This is a genomic window from Kribbella sp. NPDC104740, assembly GCF_055583505.1.
This window is the reverse complement of record NZ_JBVJNV010000003.1, coordinates 538,603-552,316: the sequence shown is the minus strand read 5'-3', so window position 1 is coordinate 552,316 and position 13,714 is coordinate 538,603. Positions and strand designations below refer to the sequence as shown.

The window sequence follows — 13,714 nt, the reverse complement described above, 5'->3', positions numbered from 1 at the left end:
GAGACGTTGCCGTCGAGGTCGAGCACGGACTTGCCGGCGGTGATGATGTTGCGCTCGGAGATCAGTCCTGGCGGTTGTTGGCGACGATCGCGGCGATCGGTGGGAGGACTGCGGCGACGGCGCTCATGGCGATCGCGGCGGGGACCGAGACGAGGCGGACGACGAACCAGGCCAGGATGATCAGGGTGGCGCAGGTGCCCATGATCAGGATGTAGGCGCGTTGGTTGCCGGGGCGGCCGGTGAGTTTCGGCACGGGCTCAGCGTACGCCGGGATCGCGCGTGGGGGCGGGGTCCGGGGTGGGGGCGGGGCGAGGATCTGCGGGCTCGGGCTCGGGCTGGGGGTGGGGCTGAGGTTGGGGCTGGTTGGTGGGAGTGGGGTCTGGGGTGGGGACAGGGTGAGCGCCTGTGGGCTGCGGCTGGGCGGTGGGGGTGGCGGCTGGGGTGGGGTCGAGGAACAGGTGGCGGACCGTGGGGTGGGCGGTGCGGACTTCGCGGTCCACGCGTTCGGCGAGTTGCTCGACTGCGGCGCCGGTGGTTTCTGAGTCGTCCAGGTCGACCCGGACCACCACCAAGACCTCATTGGCGGCCAGGCGGAGGGTGAGGAGTTCTACCACCGCGTCGATGCCAGGGATGGCGTCGATCGTCGTACGGATTTCCTGCTGGACGTCGGTGGGGAGGGACTGGCCGATCAGCATGGCCTTGTTGTCGCGGCCGAGGGTGAAGGCTACGGCGATCAGGAGGAGGCCGATGGCGATCGAGGCGGCGCCGTCCCAGAAGTGGTGGCCGGTGAGGACGCTGAGGGTGACGCCGGCTGCGGCCAGGAGGAGGCCGATGAGAGCTGCGGAGTCTTCGAAGGCGACGGTTTTGACGGCGGGTTCGGCGTCTTTGAGGTGTTCGAGGGTGGGGACGCCTTGGGCTTTCGCCTCGCGGCGGACCTGGCGGACGGCGCGGAGCCAGGAGGCGCCTTCGAAGACGAACGAGATCGCCAGGACTACGTAGACGATGGTCAGGGAGGCGACGGGGTCGGGGTGGATGACGGCTTGGATGCCTTCGACGATGGAGAAGCCTGCGCCGAGGACGAAGATGCCGACCGCTGCCAGGAGGGCCCAGAAGTAGCGCTCCAGGCCGTAGCCGAAGGGGTGGTTGGCGTCGGCTGGTTTCTGGCTGCGTTTGAGGGCGGTCAGGAGGAACACCTGGTTGAGGGTGTCCGCGACGGAGTGGGCCGCTTCCGCCATGAGTGCGGTCGAGCCGGAGAGGAGACCGGCGACGCACTTGGCGACGGCGATGGAGAGGTTGGCTGCTCCGGCGAGCAGCACTGTTCCTGTGGATTCGTCAGCCATCAAACGCCGGGTGCCCGGGGGGAGGGTCGGGCAAACGGCGGGCGGGTGGGGGCGGGGATCGGGCGGCCTGTGTGCCCGGGGGATCTCCGCGGGGGATCGGGCGGGGTTGGTGCCGGGGGTGCGGAGCCGCGGGGACCGGGCGGGGCCCGTGCGCGGGGTGGGTGGCTGTGGGAGATCGGGTGGTTTGTGGGGAGGGCGTGCGTCGGCGGGGATCAGGCGGGTTTGGTGCCGGGGATGTGGGGCCAGGTGGTGGTGAGGACTTCTAGGAAGGCGGTGGTCAGGGGGTCGGGGGTGCCTCGGGTGTACGCCGTGAGGGTCCGGCAGATGGGTGGGGTTGGGCGGAGGACGTGGCCGTCGTAGCTGGTCGGGAGGATGTTGGCGGGGACCAGGGCTGGGCCTAGGCCGGCGGCGGCCAGGGCGGGGGCTGCTGCGGTTTGTTCGGTGCGGACTGCGATGTGGGGGTGGAAGCCGGCTTCGGCGCAGGCCTGGTCGAGGAGGTCGGCTAAGCCGTGGTGGGGGGCGTAGTGGACCCAGGCTCGGTCTGACAGGGCGGAGAGGTTTATGTCGGTTGCTCGGGTCAGGGGGTGGTCGAGATGCCGGGCGTGGGCCGTGGGGAAGGGAGGGACAGCGTCGGGGTGATCGGGAGTGAGGGGCGGAGCGGTGCCGGGGTGGTTGGTGTCTAGGGGCGGGACAGCATCGGGGTTGGGGCGCGGGGCGGCGCTGAGGCGGCCGGGGTTGGGGTGCGGGGCGGTATTGGGACTGCCGGGGTTGGGGTGCTGGGCAGGGGCCAGGGGGTCGTCGGCGGGGACGACTACGACTAGTTCTTCGATGCCCAGGACCTGCGGGGCCGTGGGCCAGTTGGGGGGTGCTGGGCCGATGGCTATGTCTGCCTGACCGGTGGTCATCGCGTGGGTGAGGGACGTGGTGTGGGGGTGTTCGTGGAGGCGGATGCCGACCGCCGGGTGGAGGCGGCGCCAGGTTTTCAGGGCCATCGGGAGGATGCCGAGGGTGATCGAGTGCAGGGTGGCGATCTGGAGCTCGCCTGCCTGGAGGCCGGCGGCTTGGCGGGCGGCCTGACGGGCTCGGTCGGCGTCGGCCAGGGCGGCTCGGGCGTGGGGGAGCATCGCTCGGCCTGCGGGGGTGAGGCGGAGGTTCTTGGGGAGGCGCTCGAGGAGCGGGCCGCCGGCGGAGCGTTCGAGGGCTCGGATCTGGTGGGAGAGGGCGGGCTGCGTGACGTGCAGGCGCTCGGCGGCTCGGGTGAAGGAGCCCTCGTCGACGACTGTCACGAGGTACTCCAGCTGTCGAAGCGTCGCCATGCACAGAGTTTATGCACATCCTGAACAACATGCGTTGGACTTATCCACAGGGTCACCCACAAGCTGGGGATATGACGACGAAGGTGGCGCTCGTGGTGGGCGCGCGTGGGGTGATCGGCAGCAATCTGGTGGAGCACCTGCGGGGGCTTCCTGACTGGGAAGTGATCGGGGTGTCGCGCCGGGGTGGGGAAAACGTGAGCGGCAAGAACGCGGGCGGGGAGAACGCCGGCGGGGCGAACGGCTCCGGTGGCCCGGGCGGCGTACGGCACCTCGCCGTGGATCTGCTGGATGCCGAGGACAGCCGGGTGAAGTTGAAGGGCCTCACCGACGTGACGCACGTCTTCTACGCGGCGTACCAGGAGCGTCCGACCTGGGCCGAGTTGGTTGCGCCGAATCTGGCGATGCTCACCAACGTCGTGGACGCGATCGAGCCGGTCGCGGCGGGCTTGGAGCACGTGAGTCTGATGCAGGGGTACAAGGTGTACGGCGCGCACCTCGGGCCGTTCAAGACGCCGGCGCGGGAGGACGATCCGCCGCATCTGCCGCCGGAGTTCAACGTGGACCAGCAGGAGTTCCTCGTCGAGCGGCAGCGGGGTAAGGCGTGGACGTGGTCGGCGTTGCGGCCCTCGGTCGTCGGCGGGACGGCGCTCGGCAATCCGATGAACCTGGCGGTCGCGATCGCTGTGTACGCGTCGATCTCGAAGCAGCTCGGTGTGCCGCTGCGGTTCCCCGGCAAGCCGGGTGCGTACGACGCGCTGCTGGAGCTGACCGACGCCGGGTTGTTGGCCAAGGCAACGGTGTGGGCGGCGACCGAGCCGGCCGCGGCGAACCAGGCGTTCAACATCACGAACGGCGACCTGTTCCGCTGGAGTGAGCTGTGGCCGAAGCTCGCGGCCTGGTTCGAGATGCCGGTGGCGCCGCCGTTGCCGATGCCGTTGCAGGACGCGATGGCCGACAAGGAGGCGCTCTGGGACCGGATGCAGAGCGAGCACGGGCTCGCCGGTACGCCGTACGCGGAGGTCTCGTCGTGGGGGTTCGCGGACTTCGTGTTCGGGTGGGACTACGACTTCTTCGCCGACGGGTCGAAGGCCCGGCGGGCCGGGTTCCACGAGTACGTCGAGACCGAGCAGATGTTCTACGCGCTCTTCAGTGAGCTGCGGCGCCGCCGGATCATCCCCTAGGCTCCGAGCTGTGGCTGGTCAGGGAGCGGGGCGGGTGCTCGGGGTGAATCTGCGCGTCCGGCGGGACGAGCAGGGGATCTCGCTGTCGGAGCTGGCCCGGCGGTCGGGGATCGCGAAGGGGACGCTGTCGCAGCTGGAGTCGGGGGCGGGGAATCCGACGATCGAGACGGTGTTCAGTCTGTCGAACGCTCTGGGGGTGCCGGTGTCGGCGCTGCTGAGTGAGCCGCCGACGTCGGACCTGGTGCTGGTGCGGTCGGCGGACGTCGAGGCGCTGAGCGGGGCCGCGGTGGATCTGCGGATGCTGCGGCGGCTGGAGAGTCCGGGCAGCTTGTTCGAGGTGTACGACCAGCGGATCCGGCCCGGTGAGGTGCAGCACTCGAGCGGGCACCCGGGGACCGAGCATCACGTGATTCTGACCGGGCGGGTGCGGATCACCGCGCGGGATCGCAGTCAAGAGCTCGGGGCCGGCGACTACCTGGCCTTCCGGGCGAACGGGCCGCACGAGTACGAGGCGCTGGACGGCGAGGTGCGGTCGGTGCTGCTGCTGGAGTACCCGCCGGACACGATGCCGGGGACGTTGGAGACGCTGCACACGGAGTAGGGCCGCGGCACGGTCCGGCGTTGACCTGGGGCAGAGGGCGTCGTACGCTCGAAGCGTTCATTAAAGTGAACGACGAGGCGATGGGGTCGACGAGATGCCGGACGTGGTGGTGGTCGGGGCAGGGGTGATCGGTGCCGCCTGCGCCGAGGCGCTGTCCGCTGCCGGGGTCGCCGTGACCGTGATCGACCGCGGTACGCCGGCCGGCGGGACGACCTCCTCCGGTGAGGGGAACGTGCTGGTCTCCGACAAGGAGCCGGGGCCGGAGCTCACGCTGGCGGTTGCGTCGCGGCGGGAGTTCGAGACGCTCATCGCGCGGTTGCCGGAGCAGGTCGCCGACATCGAGTGGGAAGCCAAGGGCGGTCTGGTCGTGGCGACCGGTGAGCCTGGGCCGTTGGAGAAGTTCGCGGCGACGCAGCGGGATGCGGGTGTCGACGCGCGGGTGATCGGTGCGGCGGAGGCGTTCGAGCTGGAGCCGCTGCTGACCCGTGCGGTGACGACGGCGGTGTTCTACCCGGACGACGCGCAGGTGCAGCCGGTGCTGCTGGCGACGGCTCTGCTGGCCGCCGTACGGGCTCGGGGTGGTGAGGTGCGCAGCGGTGTGAGTGCGCGCGGCGTACGGCAGAAGGCCGGCCGTGTGGTCGGTGTCGAGACCGACCAAGGTCTGATCGAGTGCGATGCCGTCGTGAACGCGTGCGGGCCGTGGTCCGGGGCGTTCGGTACGGCGGCCGGTGCGCCGATCGAGATTCTGCCGCGGCGCGGGATGATCCTCGTCACCGCGCCGCTACCGGAGAGCGTGCGGCACAAGGTGTACGACGCGGACTACGTCGGCGCGGTCGGCAGCGGGGATGCTGAGCTGCAGACCTCGACGGTCGTCGAGTCGACGCGGGCCGGGACCGTACTGATCGGGTCGAGCCGGGAGCGGATCGGGTTCGACGACGCGCTGAAGGTGCACGTGCTGCGGGAGTTGGCGCGCAAGGCGGTGGGGATCTTCCCGTTTCTGGCCGACGTACCGGTGATGCGGACGTACGGCGGGTTTCGGCCGTACGCGCCGGATCATCTGCCGGTGATCGGGGCCGATCCGCGGGTGCCGGGGCTGTGGCACGCGACCGGGCACGAGGGCGCCGGGATCGGGCTGGCGCCGGCGACCGGGCGGTTGCTGACGGAGCTGTTCATCGGGGTGCCGCCGCACCTGGATCCGGAGCCGTTCCGGGTGGACCGGCCGGCTGTCGTGGGGGTGCTGTGAGTCCGTACCTGCGTTCTGTGGAAGGGGATCCGGCGGAGCCGCGCTTCGGGGCGGCTGTGGGGATCACTGTCGACGGTGAGGCGGTTGAGGCGCTGCCGGGGCAGACGGTGGCTGCTGCGTTGATGGCGACCGGGCGGGAGTCCTGGCGGACGACGCGAGGGGCCGGGAGTCCGCGGGGGGTGTTCTGTGGGATCGGTGCGTGCTTCGACTGCCTGGTGGTGGTGAACGGGACGCCGGATGTGCGGGCTTGTCAGCGGACGGTGTCGGCGGGGGACGAGATCAGTACGCAGGTCGGCGCGGTGCTGCCGGGGGTGGGTGCGGCCGAGGAAAGAGTCACCAGACAGAGTGCTCGGTCGGTTTGGGATGGTGCTCGGTCGACGAGTGCCGCCAGTACGGCGTACGACGTGGTGGTGGTCGGAGCTGGTCCTGCCGGACTGAACGCGGCGCTGGCGGCGGCCGAGGCGGGGGTCAGCGTCGGGCTGATCGATGCCGGGCGGACTGTCGGTGGGCAGTTCCATCGGCAGCTGCCGGAGGAGTTCTCGGCGGCCAAGCCGGGGAGGTTGCAGCACGGGTGGGGGAAGTTCGTGCAGCTGCGCGATCGCGTCGCGCGGCATCATCGGGTGACGCACCTCGCGGAGACCTCGGTCTTCGCGATCGAGGGGCAGCGCGTCTGGGTCCAGCGCGGGGACGCTGACGCGGTCGGGCGGCGGGTGGAAGCCGTTGAGGCGCAGGCGATCGTGCTCGCGCCGGGGGCGTACGACCGGGTGTTGCCGTTCAGCGGGTGGGATCTGCCGGGGGTGTACAGCGCGGGAGCCGCGCAGGCGCTCGCGAAGGGGCAGCGGATTGCTGTCGGGCAGCGGGTGGTGCTGGCGGGGACCGGGCCGTTCTTGCTGCCGGTGGCTGAGGCGTTGCTGGGCGTCGGGGCCGAGGTCGTCGGGGTGTACGAGGCGAACGCGTTGCGGACGGTCGCTCGCGGGTGGATGACCGATCCGTTGGTTGCTCGGGGCAAGGTTCGCGAGGCGGTCGGGTACGCCGGGGTGCTGGCGCGGCGGGGGATCCAGCTGCGGCACGGGCGGGCTGTCGTTGCGGCGCACGGGAATCGCCGGGTTGAGGCGGTGACGGTCGCGAGGTTGGATGCGGACTGGCGGCCGGTGCGCGGGAGCGAGGAGCGGGTCGAGGTCGATGCGGTGTGTGTGGGGTACGGGTTTACGGCGCAACTGGAGTTGGCGGTTGCTGCCGGGTGTGAGCTGACTGCTGATGGGGCGGCGGTGGTGATCGATGAGTGGCAGGGGACCAGCACGTCGGGAGTGTTCGCGGCTGGGGAGATCACCGGGATCGGTGGCGCGGACTTGGCAGCCGCGGAAGGGCGCGTGGCGGGGGCGGCGGCCGCACGGCGGGTCGTAGGGCGGAGTGCGGCGGCTGCGCCTGGTGGGGCGGAGACGCGGGGCGCGGGGCTCGATGAAGTTGCTAAGGGCAAGCGATTTGCGAACGCGCTGGCGGCGGCGTACCCGGTCCGGGACGGCTGGCGCGAGTGGAGCGATCCCGCGACGCTGATCTGCCGGTGCGAAGAGGTCTCACGGGGGGATCTCGAACGCACCGCGACCGACCGCGGGCTGGAGACCGGCAGGAGCTTGAAGCTGGCCGGGCGGGTCGGGCTCGGGCTGTGCCAGGGGCGTGTGTGCGCCCGGAACGCGGCCTGTCTGACCGGTGCGGAGCCGGCTGACCACAAACGACCGATCGCGGTGCCGGTACGGCTCGGCGACCTGGCCAACGAGGAGGAACTGTGAGCGAGAAGCTTGATGGCGTGATCGTGGCGACCGCGCTGCCGTACGCCGAGGACGCGAGCGCGCCGGCGGGGCTGCGGCCCGACCTGGACAAGTACGCCGAGCACTGCCGCTGGGTGATCGAGAACGGCTGCCGCGGCGTCGGCCCGAACGGGTCGCTCGGGGAGTACTCGTCGCTGACCGACGACGAGCGGCGCGCGGTCGCGCGGACCGCGATCGAGGCCGTCGGCGACGACGGGATCGTGGTGGTCGGCGTGCACGGCGTCGGCGCGCACCAGGCCCGGAGCTGGGCCGAGAAGGCCGCCGAGGACGGGGCGCACGGCGTACTGTGCCTGCCGCCGACCATGTACCGGGCCAACCGCGGCGAGGTGCTGCACCACTTCAGCGAGGTCGCCAAGGCCGGACTGCCGGTGATGGTCTACAACAACCCGCTCGACACCAAGGTCGACCTGACCCCGGACCTGCTCGGCGAGATCGCGCAGATCGAGAACATCGTCGCGGTCAAGGAGTTCTCCGGCGACGTCCGGCGGATCCTGGAGATCCGCGAGCAGGCTCCGGACCTGACCGTGGTCGCGGGCGCCGACGACCTGACGCTGGAGGCGCTGCTGATGGGCGCGACCGGCTGGTTCGCCGGGTTCCCGAACGTCTTCCCGGCCGAGTCGGTGCGGCTGTTCAACCTGGCGCTGGAGGGCAAGGTCGAGGAGGCCCGCGCGCTGTACGAGCCGCTCGTCGCGTCGTTCCGCTGGGACTCGCGGGTCGAGTTCGTGCAGGCGATCAAGTGGGCGATGGACTACGTCGGCCGGTACGGCGGCCCCTGCCGCCCGCCGCGCGGACCGCTGGTTCCCGAGCACGTCGCGCAGCTCGAGCAGGACATGAAGCGCGCGGTCGAGTCGCTGGCGTGAGCCGGCGAGGGACGCTGGAAGTCCCGCGCGGCCGGGCGCCGAGCTCGCGAGGGATGCTGGAAGCGCACGCATCGTCCACCGGAAGGTCGCTGGTATGAGGTCTGTTCGTACGCTGAGCGCGATCGACTCGCACACCGAAGGCATGCCGACCCGGGTGATCACCGGCGGTGTCGGGGTCATCCCGGGCGCGACGATGGAGGAGCGCCGCCAGTACTTCATGGCGCACGACGACGACCTGCGGCTGTTCCTGATGAACGAGCCGCGCGGGCACGCCGCGATGAGCGGCGCGATCCTGCAGCCGCCGACCCGGCCGGACGCCGACTGGGGGGTGCTCTACATCGAGGTGTCCGGCTGCCTGCCGATGTGCGGGCACGGGACGATCGGTGTCGCGACCGTGCTGGTCGAGTCCGGGATGGTGCCGGTCAGCGAGCCGCTGACGCAGGTCCGGCTGGACACACCGGCCGGGCTGGTCGTGGTCGACGTCGCGGTCAAGGACGGGCGCGCCGAGCACGTCACGCTGCGGAACGTCCCGGCGTACTCGCACGCGCTGGACGCGTCGGTCGACGTGAAGGGGCTCGGGACCGTCACCTACGACCTGGCGTACGGCGGGAACTTCTACGCGATCCTGCCGCTGGAGCAGCTCGGGATCCCGTTCGACCGGTCGGAGAAGGACCGGATCCTGCAGGCCGGGCTGGACATCATGGCGGCGATCAACGAGACCGACCGGCCGGTGCACCCGGAGGACCCGGGGATCCACAGCTGCAAGCACGTGCAGTTCACGGCGCCGGGGCGGGACGGGAGCGACTCGCGGAACGCGATGGCGATCCATCCGGGGTGGTTCGACCGGTCGCCATGCGGGACGGGGACGTGTGCGCGGATGGCGCAGCTGCATGCGCGTGGTGAGCTGGAGCTGGGTCAGGAGTTCGTGAACGAGTCGTTCATCGGGACGAGCTTCACCGGGAAGTTGCTGGAGACGACGACGGTCGGTGGGCTGCCGGGAGTGATTCCGACCGTACGAGGCAGGGCTTGGATCACGGGGATGGGGAACTACTTGCTGGACCCGTCGGATCCGTTCCCTACCGGGTTCGTGCTCTGAAACGGAGCGACTGACCAGGGCGTAGCTGCGCGCAGGCGTCGAGGTCGGCGCCTGCGACGTAGCCGATCACCGGGTAGCCGCCGGTCACCGGGTGGTCGGCGAGGAACAGGACCGGGAGGCCGGACGGCGGGATCTGCAGGGCGCCGAGGTTCATGCCCTCGCTGGTCAGCTCGCCGTCGCGGGCCCGTTCCAGCGGCTCGCCTTCCAGCCGTACGCCGATCCGGTTGCTGTTGCTGCTGACCGTGTACGACTGGCCGGTCAGCGATCGCCAGCCGTTGTCGGTGAACCAGTCGCGGCGCGGGCCGGGCAGCACGTCGACGGTCAGCAGATCGCCGGCCGGATCCGCGACCGGAGCGAGGTCGACGCCGGGCATCGGGCCATGGTCCTTGCCTAGGGCAATCACATCGCCGGTGGCTACCGGGGCCGGGCCGAGGCCGGAGAGCAGGTCGGTGGAGCGGGAGCCCAGGACCGGGTCGACGTCGAGGCCGCCGCGGAAGGCGACGTACGTGCGCAGGCCGGTGCGCGGGGTGCCGAGCTGCAACACTTCGCCCGCGCGGAGGACAGCGGGGGCGTTGAGGGGGACACCGGTGCAGGGGGCGCCGGTGACCGCGTAGACGAGGTCGGACGCGGCGATGAGTTGCAGGCCACCGAAGGTGACCTCCAGAGCCGCCGCGTCCGGGTGGTTGCCGACCAGGCGGTTGGCCAACTGGTACGACGTACGGTCGCACGCCCCGGAGCGGCCGATGCCGAGGGCTGCTTGGCCGGGGCGGCCGGAGTCCTGGACGGTGGTGAGTGGTCCGGTCGCCAGGACCTCGAAGCGCGCGGTCACGCGGAACCTCGCCCGGAGCCGGAGCCGGAGCCGGACACGGAGCCGGAGGTGGCGTCGACGAAGCGGATGCGGCGGCCGGGGCTGAGCAGCGCGGCCGGGTCGCGGTCGAGGTCGAAGACCGCGACATCCGTGTGGCCGAGGAGCTGCCAGCCGCCGGGGGACTCGCGGGGGTAGACGCCGCTGAACTCGCCGGCCAGCGCGACGGCGCCGGCGGGGACCTTGGTGCGGGGGGACTTGCGGCGGGGGATGTCCCAGGAGGACTCGCCGGTGAGGTAGCCGAAGCCGGGGGCGAAGCCGCAGAAGGCGACGGTCCACTCCTCGGAGGTGTGGCGCTGGATGACGTCGTCGATCGAGCAGGAGAGCAGTGCGGCGACGTCGGCGAGGTCTTCGCCGTCGTAGGTGACGGGAAGCTCGATCAGGTCGCCCTCGGTGCGGTGGTCGCCGGCCGGAGTGGTCGCGCGAAGCGCGCGTTCGAGGGCGGTGAGAGTGGTGCTCGGGGAGATGGTGACCATCACCGTCCGCCCCGCCGGGACGATGTCGACGACACCGGCCGGCGGGTCCGCGCGGAGCGCGGCGTAGTACCCCAGAACCTGGTCGAGATCGTCGAGCTCGACCAGCAGTGCCGAACTACCGCAGGGCAGAATCCGCATCAGGCCGCAAAAGGAGTCAGTTCGACCCCGGCCTTCGTGAGGCTTTCGCGGACCTGCTGAGCGATCTGTACGGCGCCAGGCGTGTCCCCGTGCAGGCAGATCGACCCCGGCTTCAGCCGCAGCTCCCCGCCCTTCACGTCCTTGATCGGCTCGCCGGTCGCCATCGCCACGCAGCGGCGGGCGATCTCGCGCCCGTCGTGCAGCACCGAGCCGGGCTCGCGCCGCGAGACCAGCGTCCCGTCCGGCGAGTACGCGCGGTCCGCGAACGCCTCGTGGACGACGGTCAGCCCGGCCTCGGCGGCGAGCTTGAGCCAGACCGCGCCGGGCAGCCCGAGCACCGGCAGCGCGCGGTCGTAGTCCGCGACCGCCGCGACGACGGCCGCGGCCTGGTCCTCGTGGTGCCCGATCGTGTTGTAGAGCGCGCCGTGCGGCTTCACGTACGCGACCTCCGAGCCGGCGACGCGGGCGAACGCGTCCAGCGCGGCGATCTGGTAGAGCACCTCGTCGCGCAGCGCGGCCGGTTCGATGTCGATGAAGCGGCGGCCGAAACCGGGCTTGTCGGCGTACCCGACGTGGGCGCCGATCGCGACGTCGCGGTCGGCGGCCCGGCGGCAGACCGCGCGCATGATGGACGGGTCGCCGGCGTGGAAACCGCAGGCGACGTTGGCGCTGGTGACGACGTCGAGCAGGGCGTTGTCGTCACCCATCGCCCAGCTCCCGTAGCCCTCGCCGAGGTCGGCGTTCAGGTCGACGGACATCTCAGCCTCCTAGGTGAACAGCAGGGTCTTGCCGACGGCCTCGATCAGGGCGACGGTCTGGTCCACGACAGCTTTGCGGTCAGCCTCGAACTCGGGGCTGGTCAGTGAGCTCGGATCGGCGGGGTACTCCAGCGCGGAGATGTGCAGGTGCCCGCCCGGCATTGTCGCGTGACCGGTGCCCAGCCGCAGCCGGTTGGTCCGGTACATCGACTCGTTCGACAGGTAGTTGCTGCCCGGGGCGCTGGCCGCGTGCGAGCCCGGCGACGGGTCGGGTGCGGTGCGCAGCGCGTCGGGGTCGGGGAAGGTCCCGGCGGGCCACTCGGTGATGCCGGGGTTCAGCGTGACCGGCCAGGGGCCGGTGCCGGCGGCGATCATCTCGGCGTACGGGAGGGTGGTGCCGATGAACTGCGGCGACGGCTGCGGCTGCGGCCAGAGCGCGGCGGCCGAGATCGGGCCCCAGTTCAGAGCGCGGTTGTTGTCCGGCGCGCCGCCGCGGAACCCGCCGGCCCACTTCTCGATGTGCATGTGGCCGCGACGGGTCTGGCTGATCGTGGTGAACGCGTCGATCGCGCCGCGGTGCCGCGGGTCCTCGGGACCGACCAGCCACGGGCCGAACGCGTCCTCGACGACGCCCTGGTCGAAGTCGGTCCAGTTCACCGGGAAGATCACCGCCTGGATGGTGACGTCGCCGACCTTCCGGCCGTGCAGCTGCAGCGCGGCGGCGCCGGACGGGTTCGAGTGCCGCAGGCTGTCGTCGAGGCTGTAGGTGTCGAAGCCGCTGACCAGCAGCTTCGGGCCGTCGGCCGGGAACGCGACTCCGTCGATGCCGCGGGAGGCGTAGTCGAACTGGCGCAGGATCGCGCGGCGCTGCAGATCGGTCAACGGGTACGACGGCTGCCACTCGCGGACCGCGCGGCTCATTGTCGTCCGGGCCCAGTAGAGCGGGCGGTCGTCGTACGGGTCGATGGTGCCGGAGCTGAGCCGGCCCTGGGCGCGGTCGACGGCGGTCCGCCAGAGCGAGGCGCCGGCGGTGGTGATCGCGGCGGCGGCTTCGCCGACGCCGTCGTACGCCGTGAGCTCGGTGGTGAAGTCGTCGACCAGGCCCTCGAACCCGGCGGCCTCGATCAGCTCGCGGGCCAGCGGCGCGGTCCGGCCGGGCAGAGCGAGCGTGGTCCGCTGCTCCTCGACGGTCAGCATGATGGCGACTCCCCGGGTCGACGGTGAGTCTCAACCGTAGAGATTGTTCAACAATCCTGCAAGACTCTCGTTGAACGCCGATCCGTATGATGACGAGGTGGCGAGCGAAATCGGGCCTCCGGCCGACCAGTCGTGGCTGCGCGCCGTCGCCGACGATGCCGCGCACTTCGACCGGAGCAGCTCCGCCGAGCGGGTCGCCGACGTGCTGCGCCGGCGGATCACCGACGGCGTGCTCCGGCCCGGCACCCAGCTGTCCGAGGAGTCGCTCAAGGACGCCCTCCAGGTCAGCCGGAACACGCTCCGCGAGGCCTTCCGCCTGCTCACCCACGAGGGGCTGCTGGTGCACCGGATGCACCGCGGCGTCTTCGTCCCTGACCTCACCGAGGACGACCTGCTCGACCTGTACCGGCTCCGCCGCGTGCTCGAGTGCGATGTCGTCCGGGCGCTCTCCGATCTGGACCCCGCGCAGCTCGAGCCGCTCCGGGCAGACGTCGAGGCCGCCGAGTCCGCCGCTGTCGAGGAGGACTGGATCTCCGTCGGTACGGCGAACATGCGCTTCCACCGGCACCTCGTCGGCCTGGCCGGCAGCACCCGGATCAACGAGATCACCGGCCGGCTGCTCGCCGAGCTGCGGCTGCTCTTCCACGTGATCGCGACCCCGCGGGCGCTGCATGAGCCCTACATCGCCCGCAATCGCTCGCTGCTGGAGCTGCTCGAAACCGGCGAGTACGCGCGGGCCGCCGACGACCTCAACGCCTACCTGCTCGACTCCCAGGCGGCGCTGCTCGAAGCCTTCCGCGCCCGGGCCTGAATTCGG

General features: G+C 71.3%; 14 protein-coding genes. 7 read left to right on the top strand and 7 right to left on the bottom strand.

Translation table 11 applies throughout. The features are described 5' to 3' along the window. Positions 1-61: 61 nt before the first annotated feature. The 3 genes from ACZ6Z4_RS18710 to ACZ6Z4_RS18700 form a co-directional block, all read right to left on the bottom strand. Positions 62-253 (bottom strand): DUF3099 domain-containing protein, encoded by a 192-nt coding sequence (locus ACZ6Z4_RS18710; protein ID WP_465565446.1) that lies wholly within the window; start codon positions 251-253, stop codon positions 62-64. A gap of 4 nt (positions 254-257) precedes the next feature. After that, positions 258-1,340 carry a cation diffusion facilitator family transporter gene (locus ACZ6Z4_RS18705; protein ID WP_465565443.1) on the bottom strand — a complete coding sequence of 361 codons (1,083 nt, stop codon included), beginning with the start codon at positions 1,338-1,340 and terminating at the stop codon, positions 258-260. Positions 1,341-1,552: 212 nt separating this feature from the next. Next, positions 1,553-2,656, bottom strand: a complete 1,104-nt coding sequence (locus ACZ6Z4_RS18700) for a LysR family transcriptional regulator (protein ID WP_465565440.1) — start codon at positions 2,654-2,656, stop codon at positions 1,553-1,555. Between the two features lie 71 nt (positions 2,657-2,727). On the opposite strand from ACZ6Z4_RS18700, the gene ACZ6Z4_RS18695 reads away from it, so the two are divergent. The 6 genes from ACZ6Z4_RS18695 (at position 2,728) to ACZ6Z4_RS18670 (ending at position 9,463) form a co-directional block, all read left to right on the top strand. Next, positions 2,728-3,837, top strand: coding sequence for an SDR family oxidoreductase (locus ACZ6Z4_RS18695; protein WP_465565435.1), 1,110 nt, complete (start codon positions 2,728-2,730; stop codon positions 3,835-3,837). Positions 3,838-3,847: 10 nt separating this feature from the next. After that, a complete protein-coding gene (locus ACZ6Z4_RS18690) occupies positions 3,848-4,438 on the top strand; it encodes a helix-turn-helix domain-containing protein (RefSeq protein ID WP_465565430.1) in 591 nt (196 codons plus the stop codon). Positions 4,439-4,532: 94 nt separating this feature from the next. Further along, the gene (locus tag ACZ6Z4_RS18685) at positions 4,533-5,681 is read left to right on the top strand and encodes an NAD(P)/FAD-dependent oxidoreductase (protein ID WP_465565425.1); all 1,149 of its coding nucleotides are present in this window, start codon (positions 4,533-4,535) and stop codon (positions 5,679-5,681) included. Then, on the top strand, positions 5,678-7,468 hold the full coding sequence (locus tag ACZ6Z4_RS18680) for an FAD-dependent oxidoreductase (protein WP_465565422.1): 1,791 nt from the start codon (positions 5,678-5,680) through the stop codon (positions 7,466-7,468). The genes ACZ6Z4_RS18685 and ACZ6Z4_RS18680 overlap by 4 nt, the downstream gene beginning before the upstream one ends. Further along, the gene (locus ACZ6Z4_RS18675) at positions 7,465-8,367 is read left to right on the top strand and encodes a dihydrodipicolinate synthase family protein (protein ID WP_465565419.1); all 903 of its coding nucleotides are present in this window, start codon (positions 7,465-7,467) and stop codon (positions 8,365-8,367) included. The genes ACZ6Z4_RS18680 and ACZ6Z4_RS18675 overlap by 4 nt, the downstream gene beginning before the upstream one ends. 94 nt (positions 8,368-8,461) lie before the next feature. Further along, on the top strand, positions 8,462-9,463 hold the full coding sequence (locus ACZ6Z4_RS18670) for a proline racemase family protein (protein ID WP_465565416.1): 1,002 nt from the start codon (positions 8,462-8,464) through the stop codon (positions 9,461-9,463). Here the strand turns inward: ACZ6Z4_RS18670 and ACZ6Z4_RS18665 are convergent. From ACZ6Z4_RS18665 to ACZ6Z4_RS18650, 4 genes are read right to left on the bottom strand one after another with little or no spacing between them, the layout of a single operon-like run. Next, positions 9,444-10,292: a 5-oxoprolinase subunit C family protein gene (locus tag ACZ6Z4_RS18665; RefSeq protein ID WP_465565413.1), complete on the bottom strand. Its 849-nt coding sequence runs from the start codon at positions 10,290-10,292 to the stop codon at positions 9,444-9,446. The genes ACZ6Z4_RS18670 and ACZ6Z4_RS18665 overlap by 20 nt on opposite strands. Further along, a complete protein-coding gene (locus tag ACZ6Z4_RS18660) occupies positions 10,289-10,942 on the bottom strand; it encodes a 5-oxoprolinase subunit B family protein (protein WP_465565410.1) in 654 nt (217 codons plus the stop codon). Before ACZ6Z4_RS18660 ends, ACZ6Z4_RS18665 begins: the two co-directional genes overlap by 4 nt. Next, a complete protein-coding gene (locus ACZ6Z4_RS18655; protein ID WP_465565407.1) occupies positions 10,942-11,700 on the bottom strand; it encodes a LamB/YcsF family protein in 759 nt (252 codons plus the stop codon). Before ACZ6Z4_RS18655 ends, ACZ6Z4_RS18660 begins: the two co-directional genes overlap by 1 nt. A 9-nt stretch (positions 11,701-11,709) precedes the next feature. Beyond that, positions 11,710-12,897, bottom strand: coding sequence for a hypothetical protein (locus tag ACZ6Z4_RS18650; protein ID WP_465565403.1), 1,188 nt, complete (start codon positions 12,895-12,897; stop codon positions 11,710-11,712). A gap of 97 nt (positions 12,898-12,994) precedes the next feature. Between ACZ6Z4_RS18650 and ACZ6Z4_RS18645 the strand changes: the two genes are divergently transcribed. Then, on the top strand, positions 12,995-13,708 hold the full coding sequence (locus ACZ6Z4_RS18645) for a GntR family transcriptional regulator (protein WP_465565400.1): 714 nt from the start codon (positions 12,995-12,997) through the stop codon (positions 13,706-13,708). Positions 13,709-13,714 lie beyond the last annotated feature (6 nt).